Source organism: Neorhizobium fuzhouense (genome assembly GCF_042611105.1).
In the GTDB taxonomy this organism is placed as follows: Bacteria; Pseudomonadota; Alphaproteobacteria; order Rhizobiales; family Rhizobiaceae; genus Neorhizobium; species Neorhizobium galegae_A.
In genome coordinates this window covers 248,983-261,636 of the sequence record NZ_JBHFFP010000006.1, presented here as the reverse complement: position 1 = coordinate 261,636, position 12,654 = coordinate 248,983, and the positions used below count along the sequence as shown (strand labels likewise).

12 protein-coding genes and 2 pseudogenes are annotated in these 12,654 nt (G+C 62.2%); 9 read left to right on the top strand and 5 right to left on the bottom strand.

Annotated features, from left to right (window positions below; genetic code table 11):
• Positions 1-41 precede the first annotated feature (41 nt).
• The gene (locus ACEXP3_RS13435) at positions 42-1,139 is read right to left on the bottom strand and encodes a TRAP transporter substrate-binding protein (protein WP_377297715.1); all 1,098 of its coding nucleotides are present in this window, start codon (positions 1,137-1,139) and stop codon (positions 42-44) included.
• A gap of 230 nt (positions 1,140-1,369) precedes the next feature.
• On the opposite strand from ACEXP3_RS13435, the gene mbfA reads away from it, so the two are divergent.
• The 3 genes from mbfA to ACEXP3_RS13420 all read left to right on the top strand — a co-directional run bounded on the left by mbfA (position 1,370) and on the right by ACEXP3_RS13420 (position 4,072).
• Positions 1,370-2,353 carry an iron exporter MbfA gene (gene mbfA, locus ACEXP3_RS13430; RefSeq protein WP_210103844.1) on the top strand — a complete coding sequence of 328 codons (984 nt, stop codon included), beginning with the start codon at positions 1,370-1,372 and terminating at the stop codon, positions 2,351-2,353.
• Positions 2,354-2,735: 382 nt separating this feature from the next.
• Entirely contained in the window at positions 2,736-3,758 is a 1,023-nt protein-coding gene (gene rsgA, locus ACEXP3_RS13425; protein ID WP_377297714.1) for a ribosome small subunit-dependent GTPase A, read from the top strand.
• Between the two features lie 161 nt (positions 3,759-3,919).
• Positions 3,920-4,072, top strand: a complete 153-nt coding sequence (locus tag ACEXP3_RS13420; protein ID WP_377297713.1) for a hypothetical protein — start codon at positions 3,920-3,922, stop codon at positions 4,070-4,072.
• Between the two features lie 88 nt (positions 4,073-4,160).
• Here ACEXP3_RS13420 and ACEXP3_RS13415 read toward each other — a convergent pair whose 3' ends face one another.
• Positions 4,161-4,286, bottom strand: coding sequence for a hypothetical protein (locus tag ACEXP3_RS13415; RefSeq protein ID WP_377297712.1), 126 nt, complete (start codon positions 4,284-4,286; stop codon positions 4,161-4,163).
• Positions 4,287-4,454: 168 nt separating this feature from the next.
• Positions 4,455-4,652: pseudogene (locus ACEXP3_RS13410) on the bottom strand (LysR family transcriptional regulator); the annotation flags it as partial.
• On the opposite strand from ACEXP3_RS13410, the gene ACEXP3_RS13405 reads away from it, so the two are divergent.
• A complete protein-coding gene (locus ACEXP3_RS13405; protein WP_377297780.1) occupies positions 4,618-5,079 on the top strand; it encodes an AtaL-like protein in 462 nt (153 codons plus the stop codon). The pseudogene ACEXP3_RS13410 and the gene ACEXP3_RS13405 sit on opposite strands and share 35 nt — an antisense overlap.
• A 313-nt stretch (positions 5,080-5,392) precedes the next feature.
• Here ACEXP3_RS13405 and ACEXP3_RS13400 read toward each other — a convergent pair whose 3' ends face one another.
• A complete protein-coding gene (locus tag ACEXP3_RS13400) occupies positions 5,393-6,349 on the bottom strand; it encodes an alpha/beta hydrolase family protein (protein ID WP_377297711.1) in 957 nt (318 codons plus the stop codon).
• A gap of 189 nt (positions 6,350-6,538) precedes the next feature.
• Here ACEXP3_RS13400 and ACEXP3_RS13395 point away from each other — a divergent pair, with 189 nt between their 5' ends.
• Positions 6,539-7,438: an AraC family transcriptional regulator gene (locus tag ACEXP3_RS13395; RefSeq protein ID WP_377297710.1), complete on the top strand. Its 900-nt coding sequence runs from the start codon at positions 6,539-6,541 to the stop codon at positions 7,436-7,438.
• Positions 7,439-7,887: 449 nt separating this feature from the next.
• Here ACEXP3_RS13395 and ACEXP3_RS13390 read toward each other — a convergent pair.
• A pseudogene (locus ACEXP3_RS13390) lies at positions 7,888-8,654 on the bottom strand (transposase); the annotation flags it as partial.
• Between the two features lie 346 nt (positions 8,655-9,000).
• On the opposite strand from ACEXP3_RS13390, the gene ACEXP3_RS13385 reads away from it, so the two are divergent.
• From ACEXP3_RS13385 to ACEXP3_RS13370, 4 genes are all read left to right on the top strand, one after another.
• Positions 9,001-9,615, top strand: a complete 615-nt coding sequence (locus ACEXP3_RS13385) for a cupin domain-containing protein (RefSeq protein ID WP_377297708.1) — start codon at positions 9,001-9,003, stop codon at positions 9,613-9,615.
• Positions 9,616-9,738: 123 nt separating this feature from the next.
• The gene (locus tag ACEXP3_RS13380; protein WP_377297707.1) at positions 9,739-10,680 is read left to right on the top strand and encodes an ABC transporter substrate-binding protein; all 942 of its coding nucleotides are present in this window, start codon (positions 9,739-9,741) and stop codon (positions 10,678-10,680) included.
• Between the two features lie 165 nt (positions 10,681-10,845).
• On the top strand, positions 10,846-11,643 hold the full coding sequence (locus ACEXP3_RS13375) for an ATP-binding cassette domain-containing protein (protein WP_377297705.1): 798 nt from the start codon (positions 10,846-10,848) through the stop codon (positions 11,641-11,643).
• 38 nt (positions 11,644-11,681) lie between these two features.
• Positions 11,682-12,650 (top strand): ABC transporter permease, encoded by a 969-nt coding sequence (locus ACEXP3_RS13370; protein WP_377297778.1) that lies wholly within the window; start codon positions 11,682-11,684, stop codon positions 12,648-12,650.
• Positions 12,651-12,654: the final 4 nt, after the last annotated feature.

Sequence of the window (12,654 nt, the reverse complement as noted above, 5' to 3'; positions counted from 1 at the left end):
CACTTGCGTGGCCGCCGTGTCGATCAGGGCTCTTCGGCGTCTCAAAGATTGCCGTTGCGCTGCTGGATCATCATGAACGTGTCGAAGCTGTAGTCGGCAATCTGCAGCCACAGGTAACCATCCTTCTTGAAGGCCTGCTGGCTGTCGTAGATCTTCTTGAAGGCCGGGTTCTTGGCGGAGATTTCCGCGTAGGTTTCCTGGGCGGCCTTGTAGCAGACCTCCAGGATATCCTGGCTAAACGGCTTCAGCACGGCACCTTCGGCCACCAGCTGGCGCAGCGCCTTGGCGTTCAGCGCATCATAGCTTTCCAGCATTAGGGCGTTGGCCCGCGCGCAGGCATCGGTCAGCACGCGCTGATAACGCTTGGGAAGCGCCTTGAACTTTTCCAGGTTGAAGAAGGCATGAACGGTCGGGCCGCCTTCCCACCAGGCCGGGTAGTAGTAATATTTGGCAACCTTGTAGAAGCCGAGCTTGTGATCGTCATAGGGACCGACGAATTCGGTGGCATCGATCGTGCCCTTTTCGAGCGCCGCATAAACGTCACCGCCGGCAATCTGCTGCGGCGTCACGCCCACCTTGGTCATCACCTGGCCGGCCAAGCCCGCGATGCGCATCTTCAGACCCTTCAGATCGTCGACGGTCTTGATTTCCTTGCGGAACCAGCCGCCCATCTGGGCGCCGGTATTGCCGGCGGGAAGCGCATAAAGGTTGTGGCCGGCGAAGAATTCGTTGAGCAGTTCGGTGCCGCCGCCGACCGAGAACCAGGAATTGGCAAGCCGGGCATTGAGGCCGAAGGGGATGGCCGTGCCAAGCGCAAAGGTCGGGTCCTTGCCCACATAGTAATAGGCGCAGGTATGGGCCATTTCCACCGTGCCGGCGGCCACCGCGTCGGCTGCCTGCAGCGGCGGCACGATTTCGCCGGCCGCATAGGTCTGGATCTTGAACCTACCGTCGGTCGCTTCCGAGACGCTCTTGGCGATTTCCGTCGAGGAATTGAACAGAACATCAAGGCTCTTGGGGAAGGACGAGGTCAGGCGCCAGGTGATGTCCGGGTTTTCCTGCGCGATGGCGGGAGCGGCAAGGGCTGCGGCGCCAACACCGGCTGCACCGGCCTGGCGAAAGAAGGATCTGCGGTTCATGGAACTTACGCCTTTAATTTCATCATGATGCGGCATGCGTTTTAGCCCTAAATCATTTTGTTGCTGTGCCTGCAAGCCAAAATGGCGGAAGATTGCGCATCGGCAACCTCTGGCGTCGCATCCTTGCGACCACGCTTCCGCTCGCCCTATGCGATTTTTGCAGCGCATCGGGCTTGAATTTCCCCCGCCTCGCGTTAAAATTAGAATAATTCTAAAAAGGGGTCATCGCCATGTTTGAACTGTTTCGCGCCGGCGGACGCCGCGCCTTCGAAACGCTGAGCGAGGCTGAAATCCTGGCGCTTGCCATTTCCTCGGAAGAAGAGGATGCGCGGATCTATCAGTCCTATGCCGCATCCCTTGCCGATCGTGCGCCGGATTCGGCCAAGGTGTTTCGCGACATGGCGGAGGTGGAGCAATCCCACCGCAACATGCTGATCGGCCAGTTCCGGCAGCGGTTCGGCGAAACCATTCCGCTCATCCGCCGCGAGCATGTGCGTGGCTTCTATCAGCGCCGGCCCGACTGGCTGATGACCAACCTGTCGCTGGACACCATCCGCGCCCAGGCCGAGATCATGGAAGCGCAGGCCTTCCGCTTCTACACGGAAGCCATGAAGCGCGTAAGCGACGCCTCGACCCGTCAGCTGCTGGGCGATCTGGCGCTCGCCGAGCAGGGCCATGGCGAAATTGCCCATATGCTGGGCGACAAGCATACGCCGGAAGAGGTTCGCGAGGCGGAAACGGCCGGCGAACGTCGCCAGTTCATCCTGACCTATGTACAGCCTGGTCTTGCCGGCCTGATGGACGGGTCGGTGTCGACGCTTGCGCCGATCTTTGCGGCGGCCTTTGCTACCGGCGATACCTGGTCTACCTTCCTCATCGGCCTGTCGGCCTCGGTCGGTGCCGGCATATCCATGGGCTTTACGGAGGCCGCCCATGACGATGGCAAGCTGTCGGGCCGCGGCTCGCCGCTGAAGCGGGGCCTTGCCTCCGGCATCATGACCGCCATCGGCGGCCTCGGCCACGCGCTGCCCTATCTCATCCCGCATTTCTGGACGGCGACCATTGTCGCGGCCATCGTCGTCTTCGTCGAGCTGTGGGCGATCGCCTTCATCCAGAACCGTTTCATGGAGACGCCCTTCCTGCGGGCCGTCTTCCAGGTGGTCTTCGGCGGCTCCCTCGTCCTCGCCGCCGGCATCCTGATCGGGCAGGGGTGAGGAGCGGTTGGCCGAAGGCCAAGCTATCGATCCAGTGGATCGATAGCAGCGACGAACGCCCTGAGCCCCAAGCGAAGGGCCCGGGGGGGGGGGCAACCCGGAGCGACGGCCGAAGGCCAAGCCACCGATCCAGTGGATCGATAGCAGCAACAAACGCGCTCAGCCGAAGCGAAGGGCCGGGAGACGGCAGCCCCGGGCAGCCGGCAAGGCCGGCAACGTCCGGTCATAGCCTTCTCGACCAACCCCCGGCACGAAATCCCGTTCCCCCAAAACATTTCCCGCGTCAGCGGACCGTTTCTGCGCTAAGAGACAGGCAAAGACCGCGATCAGGCGACGGAAAGCGAACACACATGGCCTCTTCTCTTACCCATCGGGCCCGTTCTTGACGGCTCCTCGCTATACGGCCGTACTTCGGCGGCTGGGCTGGTCGGATTTCTTTGCCGCGCAGATAAGGCCCGGCGAGGAGACCTCTCTGGTGCGGCGCATTTCGTCCGTGCACCGGGCGCGGCTTGAGGCGATCGATGCCGACGGCCCCGCTCACCTCGAACTTGCCCCGAACGCCAATACTGCCGATTATGCCGTGGGTGACTGGGTGCTGGCGGAGCCGCAGAGCGGCCTTCTCACGCGCCGCCTCGAGCGCCGCACCCTGCTGCAAAGGCGCACGGAAGGCGCCATCGGCCAGCAGTTGGCGGCTGCCAATGTCGATACGCTGTTCATCGTCACCTCCTGCAATGCCGATTTCAACCTGTCGCGGCTGGAACGCTATCTCATCATGGCAAACGAGGCCGGCACGCGCCCGGTCATCGTGCTCACCAAGGCCGATCTGGTGGCAGATGCCGAAACCTATGCGACTCAGGCCGCCGCCCTGCAGCGCGATCTGCCCGTGGTCGTCGTCAATGCCCGTGCTGCCGATGCCGTCGAACCCTTGAAGCCTTGGTGTGCGCAAGGCCAGACGGTGGCGCTCGTCGGCTCGTCCGGTGTCGGCAAGTCGACGCTGGTCAATACGCTTGCCGGCCCGTCCACAGAAACCCCGCAAAAGACCGGCGCCATCCGCGAACATGATGCCAAGGGCCGCCACACCACGACGGCGCGTTCGCTGCATGAAATGGCCGGCGGCGGCTGGGTCATCGATACACCCGGCATCCGCACGCTCTATGTGAGCGACATCACCGGCGGCATCGACACACTCTTTGCCGAAATCACCGAGCTTGCCCCCCACTGCCGGTTTCGCGATTGCACCCATGCGCACGAGCCCGGCTGCGCCGTGCAGGCGGCCGTAAAAGCCGGTACGCTCGATGCCGACCGGCTGGAGCGCTGGCGCACGCTGACTGCCGAAAACCGCGACCGCACCCCCGTCTACAGCGGCCCGAAGGGCAACAAGACACTGCGCAAGAACAAATATTGAGCTTTTGCGCCTCAATACCCATATAGAGTCTTGAGGGGCCGTCAGGCCCATTTTTCTGCGCGCGGATGTCCGGTTTCATGGACGCGCGCCTCAAAACCTCTCGACCGATACCGTACGGCACACCGGCATCCCGCCGGCGCCCCGACCCTTGGAGACAGATCATGTCCGATCAGAAAACCGCCGAAAAGGCCTATGAACCCGTTGCCTTTGCCAAGCGGCACCGCATTTCGCTGGAAGATGCCAAGGCCATCCTCGAAAAACACGGCAGCGACCACAAGAACGCCGACAAGGAAGGCCGCCGCGTCAGCCTCTGACGACGGACGGCAACCGTTACGCCTCCCTTCTCCTCGAAAGGAGAAGGGACCGCCGGATGCAGGCGGTGAGGGGACGTTACCAACCGATTTACGGCTGGCGGGTCTCGTTATTCTTCTTCTCTTGATCGCGATGCCACTTGATGGCGAAGAACATGCCGATCCCAAGCACGAGAATCTTGAGCGGGAAGAAGACGATAGGAAACCAATCCCACATTTTTTATTCCGGACTGTTCGTTGACATTGTCGACAGTAAGGGGACCTTTACCGCGAAACGGCACGATGAGACATCAGCCATGTTGACGCAGACGAGGTTATAGCCCGGACACCAGCCATTGAACTGGACAGGTGATCTGTCGCCATCACGATCCGAACCAGATCTGCGCTACCCGCCGATATAGGCCGTCAACTCCTCGGGTGTGTCGTTCGGGAAGCATTCCTTGAGGTAGTTCAGGAAGGCGGATACGCGAGGGCTGAGGAGCCGTCGCGAGGGGTAGAGCGCCCACAGGGTCGTGTCGGGCCCTTCGACATTGCCCCGGTGGACCAGGCTGCCATTCGCCAGATCGTGGCTGACGAGTGAGATTCCGCTCACCCGCGAACAGGCCTGGAAGGGGCTTGAACTGAAGGCCCGCGATGCGCGCCTGTTCCTCCCGCTGGGGCTTTGCACCCGCTGCGATGTCTCGGAGGAAAGCGCAACACACTTCGTGCGCGACGCAACGATTGCCGGCGCCGATCTGCGCGAGATCATCACGCTGGAACCGCTGCATAAGGTGACCTTCTTCCAGGCCTCCGGTCCGCGCGAAGGCGCCATCATCAACGAGTTGTTCGTGGATGACACTGGCGAACTGCAGCTTCGCTTCTATTGCTACCTCGGACTTCGCGGCATGGCGCCGAACGGTCCGGAAGAGCAGGCGGAACAGCAACAGTTCGACGGCGAAAGGGGCTACAGGGCCGCTTTGTTGTCCACGCTCAAACGCACCCGCGATCTGCTCGCCGAGGGCAAGCTCTGATCACTTCGCTCCTTGATACCGGCGGGCGACCTTGCCAGGCGCCCGCCGTCCTGGAAGGATCCTCGCATGCAGCGACTGATCAGCCTTCCCGTTCTCCAGCCCAAAAATCTTGATTCTCGGCACCACCGGACCGGTCGGTCGGCGCATCCCCTCACGTCGTTTCGCGCGGCCGTGACGTGACCGCCTGGCACGGTTGCCGGACGCAGGTTGGCTCTCTGGCTCGCGCCCCGGTTCCGCGGGCCGAGATAGTCCGTGGCGCGGCTTCAACGTCGAAGACCAGGATTGAGGCGTCAGACGTTTACGGCGCTGTGCCTCATGCCCTTCTGGACGGCCGGGACACGACATGTCCGAGCGACGCAGCCGGGCCATCAAGAGCCGTACGGCTCTTCATCCAGGCGTTCGGATCGACATCGAGAGCCGTCTGAAGCCAGGCGAGCGTCAGGCGTCTCATGGCCTCCAGTGCATCGGGGCTTTCCGTCTCCGTTTCCTTCGCGTCGAGACCCGCGATGCCGCCGAGCCCGTGGCCGACACCATGCAGCGTCAGGAGATCGCCGTTTGCGCCTGTTGCGTCGTGGAAAGCATCAGCATGCCATTCTGGGCCGCGTGTCGTGAAATGTGGGTTATCCCCATCACCGCACACGACGAGGATCGGGCGCGCAATGCCCGAAAAGTCGAGATCGAAGAACGGGAAACGCGCGGCGTTTTCTTCTGTCAGGTCGGCTCCGCCACGGCCGGGCGCAGCCAGCAGGATACCGGCCGAAATCCGGGGATCGGAGAAATCCTCGCCATGCAACGTCGCACCGAGCAGGAGCGAGACCGTGTGAGCGCCGAAGGAATGGCCAACCGCTGCGATCCGCGTCCTGTCAAGGCGCCCCGCGATGCCACCCGCCTGCTGCTCCACCGCGTCCAGATGGTTGAGAATGGTCTTGAGTTCTTCCACCCGTTCGCGCCAGAAGAAGGGGGCACCCTCGCTATCTGCAGCCAGGCCGCCGACGCGGGAGCTGGCATGGGTGGGCTGGATGACCGCAAATCCACGTTCTGCCCAGAACTGTGCCACCGGCGCATAGCCATTCTTGGAGGGGATATAATAGGACGGACCGTAGCCGTGAGACAGAAGGACTATGGGAAGCCCGCTCCCGCTCGCTGGCGCCGTCAACCGCAATTCCAGCGGCTGTCGCCCCGCCATCACAAGGCAGATGGGGGTATAAGCGACGGTCAGCGCCGCCTCCGGCGTCGGAATGTGCCGGGCGAAGTCGATGAGATTGTTCATAGGGGAAAACTCCTGGACGGATTGTGAAAGGCAAATTCCAGCGGCCGCTGGATGTGCAGCGTTGAAGAGGGACTGCCGGACGGCAGCCGCCAAATCCTGCGGCGTCGTGAACAGGGCTTCAGGATGGACGTTTCGTTCCGGACATTCTATGTTCAAATATCCACTATCCTTTAGCGAAAGTCCGATTTTGTGAGCGATCCCGTCGCAGATGTTGTTTCCCTGCTGAAGCCCAAGCCCTCCATTGCCAAACAGGTGACCGGAAGCGGGCGGTGGCTTGTGGAGCGCACGGAGCTTGGCAGCCCCTTCTATTGCGCGATTGTCGAGGGGGAATGCCATCTCACCATCTCTGGCAGACCCCCTCTGCTGCTGACGACCGGTGACTTCGTGCTCATCCCCGAAGCCTATTCCTTCACCATGAGTAGCCTTGAACCACCGCCGCGCGGAGCGCTGCCAGAGCGGCTGGAAACCAGTCCCGGCGTCTTCAGGCTTGGCGATGCCGATGCGACCGCCAATGTCCGGGCGATGATCGGTCACTGCGCGTTCGGTTCGGACGACAAGGCAATCCTCGTTTCGCTGCTGCCGGACCTTATTCATGTACGCGGCGCCGAAAGGCTCATGCGTCTGGTCCAGATGATCAACGAGGAGACCAGCGCTCAACGGGCCGCGCGCGAGATCGTGCTGTCGCGTCTGCTGGAAGTCCTGTTCATCGAGGCCCTGCGATCCGCGGGCGGCGCTGATGCCACCCCGGGCCTCCTTCGCGGCATGGCCGATCCGCACCTTGCCCCGATCCTCCGGCGCATTCACGAGAACCCCGCCCACAGCATCAGTGCCGAAAGCCTCGCAAAGCAGGCCGCCATGTCGCGCTCCACCTTCTATGCCCGCTTCCAGCGCGAAATCGGTGTCACACCCATGGACTATGTGACGGGCTGGCGGATGGCGCTCGCCAGACAGCTTCTGCGAGAGAAAGTCGCGACGGCTGACATTGCCGAACAGGTCGGCTACGGCTCGGCCAGCGCCTTCAGCGCAGCCTTCAGCCGCCACGCCGGCATGCCACCCGGCGCCTATGCGCGGATCGATGCAGCCGAGTAGGATGACCTACATACCGCATTTCGCGGCGCCCGTTCGGCAGGCTGCATGAAGAGAGGCTGGGGATGCTCGCAGGCAGTCGGGGTAAATTGCCTGCGAAGGGGTCAATCCTTGGCGCACCAGAGAGCAAAGGTCTCCGGCTCATCCTCCAGAGGTGCAGCGTTTGCGTGGTAACTCGGCTTCCAGACGTTGCGGATGAACGCTTCCATCGTCGTCGGCAGGTGCGGGCGGCCCTCGTGCTGCCCGTGGAAGGTCACGAGGCCGCTGTTCATCGCATCCGCCGTCAGCACGTCGTCCTGCCATCGCTCCGGCGTCCCGAACCGCCCGAGAAACACGGTCTTCACCTCTTCGCGCCGGATGTCGATCGCGCGATAGGCGACAGGCTTGCCGATCTCGGCGCCGATGATCGCGACGAGGTCATGCATTGAGACGTCCTGCGAACCGACCTCTAGAATGACCTCTCCATTCCAGCAGGTGAACTCCAGACCATCCGAGCACCAGCGCAGGTTGGAGCGCATAACCATGACCTTGCCGTCATGGATGCGGCCCTTGCGGACGGCCGTATGCTTCTCCAGCAGCATGGCGTGGTTGCCCATGATGCGGTGGACCCGTTTGGCGTTGACGACAGGCTTATCGGCGGCTCGCCTTTCGCGATTGAGGAGCGCGGCGATCCGCCGATAGCCATAGGTTGGCCTTTGATCCACCAGCCTGCGGATGATGGGCAACAGCTCTGCATCCTCAGCCTTGTGATAGAGCCCGCGCGGCTTCGATCTGCCTTTCAGCCCTCGATGAGGTTGGAACGGGAGACGCCAAGCGTGTCTGCGACGGCCTTCATCGCGAACCGTCCTTCGGCAACAAGATCGGCCGCGATATCCGTTTTTTGAGGCCGCTTTGGACAATGCTTCGCGGAGGATTTCGACCTCCATCGTCTTACGGCCGAGCATGCGCTCCAACTCGCGGACGCGATCTTCCAGCTTCTTCACTTCCGAATTGCGACAACCGGCTCGTCAGAATCCACGGCTGCAGCACCTCCCTCACTCAAGAGCCTGCGCCACCGATAAAGCAGATTGGGCGCGACGCCATGGCGGCGAGCGGTGGACGATACCGTCTCGCCTGGTTCGAAACTCTGCTCAATGATTGTCAGCTTCTGCTCGGTTGTCCATCGCCTGCGGCGAACATCACCCGTCAGCAATTCAACGTGTCGATACGCGTTAGACATAAGCCTGTCCTCAAGTCTGTGCTTGAGCCTTTCTGCTTATGCCGACTGTCCGTCCGAAATGGGGAGCAGTTCACCCTCGCTCGGTCAAACCATGGCCACATGTGGAGGTCCGGTATTTCGGGCGCGCTAGGCAACGGCCCGTCGTCAGCCATACTGCACAGCCCGACCTGCACCTTCGCCGATGATGGCAGCGTGACGGTGGGGGCGGCCATGTGTGCGCGGCTAACCGTGCTCGGGTGTATCTTCATCCACCGCAGCGCGGCATGGCGGTCACCTTTGCTGGACAGGCTCGCTTTCAGGCTCCTATAGTGGTGGCATTGAAAATTGCGATGCAACAGACATGAACATGGCGCCCCCCACTCTCGCATCTGACAATGCACGAGAGGACAAAATACATTCCAATCCGCAGCGGCTCGGCGCGCGTCTGAAGCTTGCGCGGCAGACGCGCGGGCTGACCTTGAAGGCGCTCGCACAGGCAGCCGACTGCTCGGAAAGCCTGCTTTCCAAGATCGAGAACGGCAAGGCCTCGCCGTCCTTGCCGATGCTGCACCGGCTGGTCCAGGCGCTCGATTCCAATATCGGCTGGATGTTCGAGGAAACCGATACGGATGAAGGGGTGGTGTTCCGGGCCGGCAATCGCCCTCTGATATCGCTGGATTCGCTGCGACGTGGCGAGGGGATCTCCCTGGAGCGGGTCATTCCCTATTCGCCCGGCCACCTTCTCCAGTGCAACATCCATCACATCGACGTCGATGGCGAAAGCGCCGGCCCCATTCAGCATGTGGGGGAAGAGGTGGGCTATGTGCTTGTCGGCGAAATCGAGCTGATGATCGCCGACAAGACTTTTCGGCTTTCCGCGGGCGACAGCTTTGTCTTCAATTCCGAACTTCCGCACTGGTATCGCAATGTGGGCCAGGAGAGGGCCTCCATCTTCTGGGTCAATACGCCGCCGACATTCTGAATAGGCCCCCGCAATTTGAGGGTTTCGGCGTATTCAAGTCGCTTGACAACTGTTCAAGTTACTTGAATATTTCCTCCTGTCAGATCGGTGCCGGACACGGCGCCATAAAAGGGGAACCAAAAAATGGGTCGGACTCGTTATTTCATGGGTTGCGTCGCAGCCGCAGCCATGACGCTTTCCATGGGCGCCTCGCATGCCTTTGCGGAGACTTTCGCGCTTGTCACCATCAACCAGCAGGCGCTGTTCTTCAACCAGATCAATGATGGCGCCAAGGCTGCGGCAAAGGCGGCCGGCGCTGACCTCGTCATCTTCAATGCCAACAACGTGCCCGCGGCACAGAACGACGCCATCGAAAACTACATCACCCAGAAGGTCGACGGCATCATTCTCGTCGCCATCGATGTCAACGGCGTGAAGCCCGCGATCACGGCGGCTAAGAAGGCCGGAATTCCCGTCATCGCCATCGATGCGCAGATTCCGGATGGCGACAACATCGCCTTCGTCGGCGTTGACAACACGGCCGCCGGCAAGGACATCGGCAAGTTCTTCTCCGATTACGTGAAGACCAGCATGGGTGGCGCGGCAAAGGTTGGCGTCGTCGGTGCGCTGAACTCCTTCATCCAGAACCAGCGCCTCGATGGCTTCAAGGCCGCCGTTGCGGCAAGGGGTCAGAAGGTGACGTTCCTCGATACGGTCGATGGCCAGAACGTGCAAGACGTGGCGCTGTCGGCCGCTGAAAACCTGATGACCGCCAATCCCGACATGTCGGCTCTTTATGCGACGGGCGAGCCGGCGCTGCTCGGTGCGGTTTCTGCCGTCACCAGCCAGGGCCGGACGGGTTCGATCAAGGTGTTTGGCTGGGATCTGACGAAATCCGCCATCGACGGCATCGACCAGAGCTTTGTCACAGCGGTCATCCAGCAGGATCCGGCCGGTGAGGGCAAGGCGGCCGTCGAAGCGCTCGTGAAGGTGAAGAAGGGCCAGACGATCGACAAGATCATCAACGTCCCCGTCACCATCGTGACGAAGGCGAATGTCGATCAGTTCCGCGCGATGTTCAAATAAGGCGCCGTTTCGCAGGCCACCCGATCCGCATAAGGAGCGGGTGGCGTCAGGGGGAGGGCGGCGCTTGCCGATGGCAGGCCAGCCGTTCTCCGTATTCCGAGGTGCCGAATTCTGGGAATGTCTGTCTGGCGTTCCCGTCCGGCGTCGCCGCAAGGGCCATAGACCATGACCGACACGTCCGTCAGCCGCGTCCGCATGACCGGCATTTCCAAGCGCTACGGCGCTCTCCAATCGCTCGACAATGCCTCGCTCGATCTGAAGCCCGGCGAAGTCCTCGGCCTTGTCGGAGACAATGGTGCGGGGAAATCGACCATCAGCAAGGTTCTCTCGGGCGCCGTCATTCCCGATACCGGCACGATCGAGATCGACGGCAGGACCGTCTCCTTCACGTCGCCGGCGGATGCTCGCACCGCCCGCATCGAAATGGTCTATCAGGACCTTGCGCTCTGCGACACGATTGATGTGGCGGGCAATCTCTTCCTCGGCCGCGAACCGAAGCGACAACTGGCAGGCGTGCCCGTGCTCGACAAGGCGCTGATGCATGCGCGGGCCCGCGACATGCTCTCCAATCTCGGCATCGTCATTCCCGATACGCGCATGAAGGTGGAAAACCTGTCGGGCGGGCAGCGCCAGTCGATCGCCATCGGTCGCGCCGCCTCCTTCAATCCCTCCGTCCTCATCATGGACGAGCCGACGGCGGCACTCGCCGTGGCAGAGGTCGAAGCGGTGCTGGAACTCATCCGCACCGTCTCGAAGCGCGGCGTCTCCGTCATCCTCATCACCCATCGCCTGCAGGATCTCTTCCTCGTCTGTGACCGCATCCAGGTCATGTACGAGGGGCGAAACGTCGCCGAGCGGCGGATCGAGGACACCAATATCGAAGAGGTGGTCAATCTCATCGTCGGGCGCAAGTTTGCCGCCCGCTCCGCAGGCCATCCCGCTGAAAGGAGCGTTTCTGCATGAGTGCCGAACCCAATGCCTATGCCGGCCATCAGCCGCGGATGCGCGAGGCGACCCTTGTCGACAGGATCATTGCCCATGGCGGCGTCATGTCGATTGCGCTGTTCTTCATCGTCTGCTGCGTGTTTTTCTCGGTCACCACCAATGCCTTCCTGACGGCGCCGAACCTGCTCAACATCGTGCGGCAGTCCGCGCCGCTGCTGATCGTTGCAGCCGCCATGACCTTCGTGATTACCACCGGCGGTATCGATCTTTCGGTCGGTTCGGTGCTGGCGCTGACGGCGACGCTATCGGCCGCAGCCCTGCAGGCCGGCATTCCCTGGCCGTTGGCGATCCTCATGATGCTGGCGCTCGGGGCGCTGGTCGGCGTGATCCAAGGCTACTTCATCGCTTACGAACGCATTCCTGCCTTCATCGTCACGCTCGCCGGTCTGTCGATCGTCCGGGGTTTTGCACTGCTGATCACCGGCGGTTATTCTATCCCGATCGAACCGACGAGCCTCTTCGTGGCAATCGGCCGGGCCTGGGTCTTCGGCATTCCCGCTCCAGCGTTGATCGCCACCGTCGTTCTCGTCATCGCCTATATCGTCTTCAACGAGACCCATTTCGGCCGCTACGTGACAGGCGTGGGGGCCAATGCCGAGGCTACCCGCCGTGCGGGCGTGGATACCCGGCGCATCATCCTCTGGGTCTACGTGCTGTCGGGCATGGCGGCCGCTGCCGCCGGCATCATCCTCGCCGCCCGCCTCGGCTCCGGTTCTTCCAATGCAGGCCAGGGCTTCGAGCTGGACGTCATCGCGGCCGTGGTGCTTGGCGGCACGAGCCTGTTTGGAGGGCGTGGGTCGCTGGCGGGCACCATCCTCGGGGCGCTTACCGTGGCGGTCCTGGCAAACGGTCTGATCCTGTCGCATCTGTCGCCGTTCTTCACGCCCATCGTCACCGGCTTCATCATTCTGGTCGCCATCTGGCTCAATTTCCGCCTGTTCCGCGGCGGCGCGCGAGGTCGCTGAGATG

Bases quoted from the DNA above. Each gene is read 5' to 3' on its own strand.
- ACEXP3_RS13435 (WP_377297715.1), bottom strand. From the start codon at position 1,139: ATGAACCGCAGATCCTTCTTTCGCCAGGCCGGTGCAGCCGGTGTTGGC.
- mbfA (WP_210103844.1), top strand. From the start codon at position 1,370: ATGTTTGAACTGTTTCGCGCCGGCGGACGCCGCGCCTTCGAAACGCTG.
- ACEXP3_RS13420 (WP_377297713.1), top strand. From the start codon at position 3,920: ATGTCCGATCAGAAAACCGCCGAAAAGGCCTATGAACCCGTTGCCTTT.
- ACEXP3_RS13415 (WP_377297712.1), bottom strand. From the start codon at position 4,286: ATGTGGGATTGGTTTCCTATCGTCTTCTTCCCGCTCAAGATTCTCGTG.
- ACEXP3_RS13400 (WP_377297711.1), bottom strand. From the start codon at position 6,349: ATGAACAATCTCATCGACTTCGCCCGGCACATTCCGACGCCGGAGGCG.
- ACEXP3_RS13385 (WP_377297708.1), top strand. From the start codon at position 9,001: ATGGCGCCCCCCACTCTCGCATCTGACAATGCACGAGAGGACAAAATA.
- ACEXP3_RS13380 (WP_377297707.1), top strand. From the start codon at position 9,739: ATGGGTCGGACTCGTTATTTCATGGGTTGCGTCGCAGCCGCAGCCATG.
- ACEXP3_RS13375 (WP_377297705.1), top strand. From the start codon at position 10,846: ATGACCGACACGTCCGTCAGCCGCGTCCGCATGACCGGCATTTCCAAG.
- ACEXP3_RS13370 (WP_377297778.1), top strand. From the start codon at position 11,682: ATGCGCGAGGCGACCCTTGTCGACAGGATCATTGCCCATGGCGGCGTC.